The 6,941-nt window shown below is 67.2% G+C and carries 6 protein-coding genes; 2 read left to right on the top strand and 4 right to left on the bottom strand.

Annotation, left to right across the window (positions count from 1 at the left end):
- On the bottom strand, window positions 1–712 hold a 712-nt coding region (locus SP5_RS17725), incomplete at its 3' end, for an AAA family ATPase (protein WP_042491263.1).
- Window positions 713–821: 109 nt separating this feature from the next.
- Between SP5_RS17725 and SP5_RS17720 the strand changes: the two genes are divergently transcribed.
- Window positions 822–1,247 (top strand): hypothetical protein, encoded by a 426-nt coding sequence (locus tag SP5_RS17720; RefSeq protein ID WP_167334737.1) that lies wholly within the window; start codon window positions 822–824, stop codon window positions 1,245–1,247.
- Window positions 1,248–1,298: 51 nt separating this feature from the next.
- On the opposite strand, the gene SP5_RS17715 is transcribed toward SP5_RS17720, so the two are convergent.
- Window positions 1,299–2,576, bottom strand: a complete 1,278-nt coding sequence (locus SP5_RS17715; RefSeq protein ID WP_245613540.1) for an NAD(P)/FAD-dependent oxidoreductase — start codon at window positions 2,574–2,576, stop codon at window positions 1,299–1,301.
- A gap of 33 nt (window positions 2,577–2,609) precedes the next feature.
- Here SP5_RS17715 and SP5_RS17710 point away from each other — a divergent pair, with 33 nt between their 5' ends.
- Window positions 2,610–3,623, top strand: a complete 1,014-nt coding sequence (locus SP5_RS17710) for a 4-hydroxyproline epimerase (protein ID WP_217995716.1) — start codon at window positions 2,610–2,612, stop codon at window positions 3,621–3,623.
- A 243-nt stretch (window positions 3,624–3,866) separates the two neighbouring features.
- Here SP5_RS17710 and SP5_RS17705 read toward each other — a convergent pair whose 3' ends face one another.
- Together SP5_RS17705 and SP5_RS17700 are read right to left on the bottom strand one after the other, a co-directional pair.
- Window positions 3,867–5,069 carry a M24 family metallopeptidase gene (locus SP5_RS17705; protein WP_042491257.1) on the bottom strand — a complete coding sequence of 401 codons (1,203 nt, stop codon included), beginning with the start codon at window positions 5,067–5,069 and terminating at the stop codon, window positions 3,867–3,869.
- A gap of 223 nt (window positions 5,070–5,292) precedes the next feature.
- Entirely contained in the window at window positions 5,293–6,801 is a 1,509-nt protein-coding gene (locus tag SP5_RS17700; protein WP_042491255.1) for a S10 family peptidase, read from the bottom strand.
- Window positions 6,802–6,941: the final 140 nt, after the last annotated feature.

Below are 6,941 nucleotides of genomic sequence, written 5' to 3'. Positions count from 1 at the left end.
TCGCCGCCCCCGCCGCCTCGGCCGCGTCGCGCCAGCGGGCGAAGATCATCCGCGCCTCGGCCACCCGAATCTGGTCGGAGAGCAGGCGATAGCGCTCCGCCGCCCGCGCCTGTCGTCGCAGCGTCGCGATGCGCGCGTCCTGGTCGGCGATGGCTTCGTCCAGCCGGGTCAGGTTGGTCTCGGTCGCGCGCAGCCTGGTTTCGGCATCGCGACGGCGGACATGCAGACCAGCGATCCCGGCCGCTTCCTCCAGCATCGCGCGGCGCTCGGCGGGCTTGGCGGCGATGACCGCGCCGATCCGGTTCTGGCTGACCAGCGCGGGCGAGTGCGCCCCGGTCGCAGCGTCGGCGAACAGCAGCGCCACGTCCTTGGCGCGTACGTCGCGCCCGTCGATCCGATAGGCCGAGCCCGCGCCGCGCTCGATCCGGCGGACGATCTCGGTCTCCTCGCCCTCGCGCTCGGCCAGGATCGTGACCTCGGCAAAGTCGCGCGGGGGACGGGTGGCGGTCCCGGCGAAGATCACGTCTTCCATGCCAGCACCACGCATCGACCGCGCGCTGTTCTCACCCATCGTCCAGCGCAGCGCTTCGAGCAGGTTCGACTTGCCACAGCCATTCGGCCCGACAACGCCGGTCAGCCCCGGCTCGATGACCAGATCGGCCGGATCGACGAAGCTCTTGAATCCCGAAATGCGAAGCCGCTTGATCTGCACGGACCCGGTCGCCGCTCCCCCGATGCGAAGTGGTTAACCGATAGCGGATGGGGGCGGGATGTCGAGCGAAGGATTGTGATAACGCCGACGTGAATATGACCTCGATCGCGTGGTGTTGCGGGTCGCCCATGAGGGGGGGGCATTCGCTGGAGCGATCGACAAGCGCCATATTCGGCCACTTTCATTACGTGGCAAACAACGTCATGATGCTGACCGCCGTTCGTCAGGTGGAGTGCTTATGCAATTGATCCATAATCTACGGCGGATTGATTCCCGGGTATTGCGGAATTTCGTCTGGGCGCTGCTGACGTGCGTACTTCTCGTGCCAGCGCTGGCGATGCCATTTACCAGTGAGGTCGATTGGAACCTGGTCGACTTCGTGTTTGCCGCCATATTGCTCGGGACGATTGGCGTTGCCTGCGAATATGCCCCGCGCCTGTCGGCTCCCCCGGCGGTCCGTGGCCTGATCGTCATCGGAATAGTGGCAGTGGTGTGCGCGATATGGGCTGATGCGGCGGTTGGCATCTTCGACTAGCCTTTGCCCAATATTCAGCAAACCCGTCGTTCGACTGCGAGTTTTCCCGGATTACCTGAATCGCTGCAATTCGAATGGCGACGTGGGAAAGGGGGGTGACTTCCCGGCCAGCATCGCCGCCACCAACTCCCCCGTGATCGGCGCGAGCGTCAGGCCCAGATGATTGTGCCCGAAAGCATAGGACACACCCTTGGCCCCCGGCACCCGCCCGATCGCGGGCAGGTAATCCGGCAGGGTCGGCCGTGCGCCCATCCAGGGTTTGGCGTCCTCGCCGATCGGCAGGCCCAGCGCCGCGATATGCTGGCGCAGGCGGTTCCACTTGGCGGGGTCGGGATTGGCCTGGGCGCGGGCGAATTCGACGATGCTGGCGGCGCGCAGGCCCCCGGCGAAGCGGGTGACGATCATCGAGCGGTCCTCGAACACCACCGGGGGCAGGTCGGCGGGCCAGTCGACGTCCGGGCCGGTCTGGAGGTGATAGCCACGCTCGGCGATGATCGGGGCTTTCAAGCCGAAGGGGCGGAGCAGCGCGGCGCTCGCCACGCCCGCCGTCACGACGATCTGGTCGGCGGTCAGGCGGCGGTTGTCGGTCAGCCGGGCCTCGCCGTCGCCGACGCTCGCGACCCGCGCGACGATGCGGGTGCCGCCGTCGTCCACGAAGCGCGCGGAGGTCGTCTCGGCGAGCCGGGTCGGGTCGGCGATCTGGCCGCTGCCCTCGAACCTTATCCCGCCCGCGATCGGCGCGCAAATCCGGGCGCGCCAGTCCTGAAGCTCCGCCTCCGTCAGCGAGCGGAAGTGCGCGGTGCCGGTGTCCGCCGCCTGCCAGTTCGCCAGCCCGCGCGCGGCGCTCTCCGGCGTTTCCCACAGAACGACATGGCCGTGCGCGCGGAGCAGATCGGGCGCACCGAGCGCGGCGACGTGCCGCTGCCACGCGGGCATGGCCTGGGCGAGCAATGCCGCCAGCGCTTCATGCGCGCGCTCGTACCGCGCCGGGCGGGCAGCCTTTAGCAGGCGGAGTGAAAAGGGCAGCCAGGTCGCGATCTCGCGCGGCGGCAGGGCCAGCGCGCCGCCGCGAAAGAACAGCCGCTTGGCGAAACCACGCACCATTGCTGGCGAGGCGATCGGCTCGGCCTGTTCGGTCGCGATATGGCCCGCATTGCCCCAGGACGCGGCGCGTGGGGTGTCCTCTGCTTCGATCAGGGTCACCGCCCAACCGGCGCGTTGCAACGCCAGCGCCGTGGTCGTGCCGATGACGCCGCCGCCGACGACGATGGCGCTGCGATGATCTGACGCTGGGACGTGATTTTCCGGCTTGGGCATGGGCCTGGTCATATCGTATACGGATTTTACAGCAAGGGAATCCCGATGACGTCACCCACGATCCGCCACACCTTTTTCTGTATCGACGGCCATACGGCGGGCAATCCCGTCCGGCTGGTGGCGGGCGGTACGCCGCTGCTGCGCGGGTCCAGCATGGCCGAGCGGCGACTGGATTTCCTGGAGCGGTTCGACTGGATCCGCACCGGCCTGTGCTTCGAGCCGCGCGGGCATGACATGATGTCGGGCGGCTTCCTCTACCCGCCCTGCGAGCCCGACAGCGACGCGGCGATCCTGTTCATCGAAACGAGCGGCTGCCTGCCCATGTGCGGGCATGGCACGATCGGGATGATCACCTTCGGCCTGGAAAACGGCCTGATCACCCCGCGAGAATCGGGCAAGCTGAAGGTCGAGGTGCCTGCGGGCACCATCCACATCGAATATGAGAAGGAAGGCGCGAAGGTCACCGCCGTCCGCATCCGCAATGTGCCCGCCTATCTGGCGGCCGAGGACATACAGATCGACGTGCCGGGCTTCGGTCCGCTGACGCTGGATGTCGCCTATGGCGGCAATTACTACGCCATCATCGAGCCGCAGGGGGCCTATACGGGCCTCGACGATCTGGGCGCGTCGAGGCTGGTCGAACTCAGCCGCACCATCCGCGAACTGGTGCGCGAACAGTTCGAGCCGGTTCATCCGCTCGAACCCTCGATCCGGGGGGTCAGCCACGTGCTCTGGGCCGACAAGCCCTCGGCGGAGGACGCCGATGGCCGCAACGCGGTCTTCTATGGCGAGCGCGCGATCGACCGCAGCCCGTGCGGCACCGGCACCTCGGCACGGCTGGCGCATCTGGCAGCCAAGGGGCGGCTGAAGGTCGGCGATCGCTTCGTCCATGAAAGTTATATCCGCAGCCGCTTCATCGGCCGGGTCGAGGAAGCGACCGAACTGGGCGGGCAGGCGGCGATCGTGCCGTCGATCCAGGGCTCCGCGGTGTCAACCGGCTACAACACGATCTGGATCGACCGCGAGGACCCGTTCTGGGCCGGGTTCACGGTGGTGTAAGGCCGTCGTTCACGCGAAGCCGCGAAGTCGCGAAGAATTAAGAGGTTCGCGCGGAGGCGCGGAGACGCGGAGGGTCTGGGCTCGCCGCGCCAGCGGCCCTGTCATCTCAACCTGTCGATGATGTCCAAGCGCTGCCGCGCAGGCAATCATCTCCGCGTCTCCGCGCCTCCGCGCGAATAAAATCCTTCGCGGCATCGCGTCTTCGCGTGAACCTGTCGCCCCGGCCCTTGCCGAGGCGATCCTTCAGCCCAGATCGTCGATCGCAGGCTGCGGCTCGGTGAACCACGCCGCACCCGTCTCGGTGACGTGGAAATGATCCTCCAGCCGCACGCCGAAGCGGTCGGGCACGACGATCATCGGCTCGTTGGAGAAGCACATGCCGGGTGTCAGTGGCGTCTTGTCGCCGCGCACCAGATAGGCAGGCTCGTGGATCGACAGGCCGATGCCGTGCCCGGTGCGGTGCGGAAGGCCGGGCAGGCGATAGTCAGGCCCGAGCCCGGCCCGCTCCAGCACCGCGCGCGCGGCATAGTCCACTGCCTCACAGGGTTCGCCGGGCCGGATGGCGGCGAAGGCGGCGGCTTGCGCGTCCTTTTCGATATCCCAGATGCGGCGCACCTCGTCGCCGACATCGCCGAACGCATAGGTGCGGGTGATGTCACTGTGATAGCCGTCGATCAGCGTGCCGGTATCGACCAGCACCAGATCACCCTCGCGCAGCACATCGTCCTGCGGCAGGCCATGCGGGAAGGCGGTCGAGCGGCCGAACTGCACCGCGCAGAAATAGTTGCCGGTCGGTGCGCCCAGCGCCCGGTGGGCCTGATCGATGAAGCGGATCACTTCGGACGCCCGAATGCCCTCGTGCAGGATACGCGCGGCGCGGCGATGGACCTCCAGCGTGATGTCCATCGCCTGCTGCATCAACGCGATCTCGGCGGGCGACTTGATCATGCGGCAGCCATCGACGACCGGCCCGCCATCGACCAGCGCGACGCCCGGCGCGGCGGCGCGGATACGCTCGACGAACAGGAAGGCCATGGCCGGGTCGATCGCCAGCGTGCCCGCCCCCGCCGCCTTCAGCGCGCCGGCGACCAGCGCGGAGGGGCTTTCATCCTCCTCCCATAGCCGGATGTCGATGGCGGGGATGGACAGGCTCGCCTCGAACGAGCCGAGTTCGAAGCCGGGGCAGATGAAGATCGGCTCGCCCGCGATCGGCAGCAGCATCGCCACCAACCGCTCGGTCGCGCCCCAGGCGACGCCGGTGAAATAGCGCAACGACGCGCCCGCCCCGACCAGCAGCGCGTCGGCACCCATCTGCGCCATCAGTTCGCGGGCGCGGGTCAGTCGCTGCGCGCGTTCCTGCGCGGTGATGACCGGGGCCGGGTTGGCCCAGGGCGACAGGCTCGCCAGTTCGCGCTCCGCCGTCGATCCGCCGATCATAACTGCCATGTCACTCGCTCCGTTTCGTATACGGTTGAGTCTGTAGCGTGGGTTGGAGCGGGGAGCCAGCCGGGTTGTCGGGAAGCAGTGTGGCGTGGGCTTCGACTTCGCTCAGCCTGAACGGAGCGGGGGAAGCTGCCCAATCCCAAATCTCCGTTCAGCCTGAGCGAAGTCGAAGGCCAAGGGAATCCCTCGAAACTTGCTCAGTCCGAACGGAGATCAGCCAGCTCCATCACCCCCCGTACATCGCCATCGCATCCCGCCGGAACGCCGCGCCGCTGTCGGTGCGGCTGTAGAACATGTGCCCGCCCGGATAGACGTTCAGCTTCACCCGCTGCGCCACGCCGTAGCTCGGCATCTGGTCGACGATCAGGCGCGAGGCGAAATAGGGGCAGGACAAATCGTCCCAGCCATGCACGATCATCACCTTCATCTTTGGATCGTTGGCGATCGCCTTGCGCAGGTCGGTGACGGGGGTGTCGTCGGGCTTGCCGCGATCCCAGGCGCTGTTCACCTCATAGGACAACGCATGATAGCGTGCGTCGGTCTTCCACCCGACTTCGCGCGTCACGAAATCGACCATCGCGCTGGTCGTCGGCGCGATCAGCGAGTCGAGCAACGGGTCGTTGGACCGCTGCTGCGAAGACCAGGGGAAGGGGTCGAAGGCGGTGACGTTCGAGTCGTAGATGCTGCCGATCGTCGAGTCGTTGCGATGGATTTCGCGCAGATATGTCCGCGTATCGATCCGCCCGCCCAGCCTGCGGACCAAGGCCGGGTCCAACCCGGTCAGCTCGGTCACGCGAGTCACCATCCGGTCGACCGCCTGAGTGTCCGACCGCCCGCGCATCAGGTCGCGCAGGTAATCGCCGCGCGCATAGGCTTCGACCCCCGCCATCGCTTCCGGGGTCAGCTTGCCCTGCCGCTCCAGTTGCGCGGCGGCCATCGAGGGCAGGTCGATCATCCACGGCAAGGGCGACAGCGCGGTGGCGTCGTCGCCCGAGGCCGGGTCGAGATAGGGCGACACCATCACCAGCCCGTTCACCCCGACGCCGATCTGCGACTGAAGCTCATAGGCGATGCGCGGCGCGCGGTAGCCGCCATAGCTTTCGCCCATGATATATTTGGGCGAGCGCAACCGCCCTTCCTTGACCAGCCAGTCATAGACGACCTTGGACAGATATTTGATGTCCGGGTCGTTGGCGTAGAAGGCCTTCTTGGTCTCCGCCTCGTCGACCAGGCTGCGGCTGAAGCCGGTGCCGATCGGATCGATGAAGACCAGGTCGGTGAAGTCCAGCCAGCTATTGGGATTGTCGGTCGTCACCGGCGCGTCGGAGGGCGCATCGCCCTGCGCGCCGAACGGCACGCGCTTCGGGCCGACCGCGCCCAGGTTCAGATAGACCGAGGCCGCGCCCGGCCCGCCGTTGAAGGCGAAGGTGACCGGCCGCCGCACATCGCCGCCGGGCACGGTATAGGCGGTATAGACGACCTGCCCGATCTCCTTGCCCTTGTCGTCGCGCACTGCGATCTTGCCGATGGTCGCCTTGTAGTTGATGACCCGGCCGCCGATCCGCGCGCTCTGGCTGATCGTCTTGTCGGCGGGCAGGGGCGGGCGCTTGCTGTCGTCGTCCTTGGTCTCTGTGGTCGTCTTGGTCTCGGTCTTCTCGGCCTTTTGCGCGAAGGCGGGGGTGGCGGTGCTGGAGGCCAGCAGCAACAGGGCGGTCAGGTGCAAGGTCTTTGACACGTTGGTAACTACTCCCCCTTGAACGGCGATCGGCGGGGATCATGGGCGAAGGTCGCACGTTACCGCAAGCCTGTCCCCCCTCGAAACCACCGCCTTGGCTTCCTATCTCGCCTCTGGCCTTCCTCCCGGAACAGAAGTAG

The sequence above is a fragment of the Sphingomonas parapaucimobilis NBRC 15100 genome (assembly GCF_000787715.1).
In the GTDB taxonomy this organism is placed as follows: Bacteria; Pseudomonadota; Alphaproteobacteria; order Sphingomonadales; family Sphingomonadaceae; genus Sphingomonas; species Sphingomonas parapaucimobilis.
Note: the sequence above shows the minus strand (reverse complement) of the source record. Positions and strands in the feature narration are given on the sequence as shown.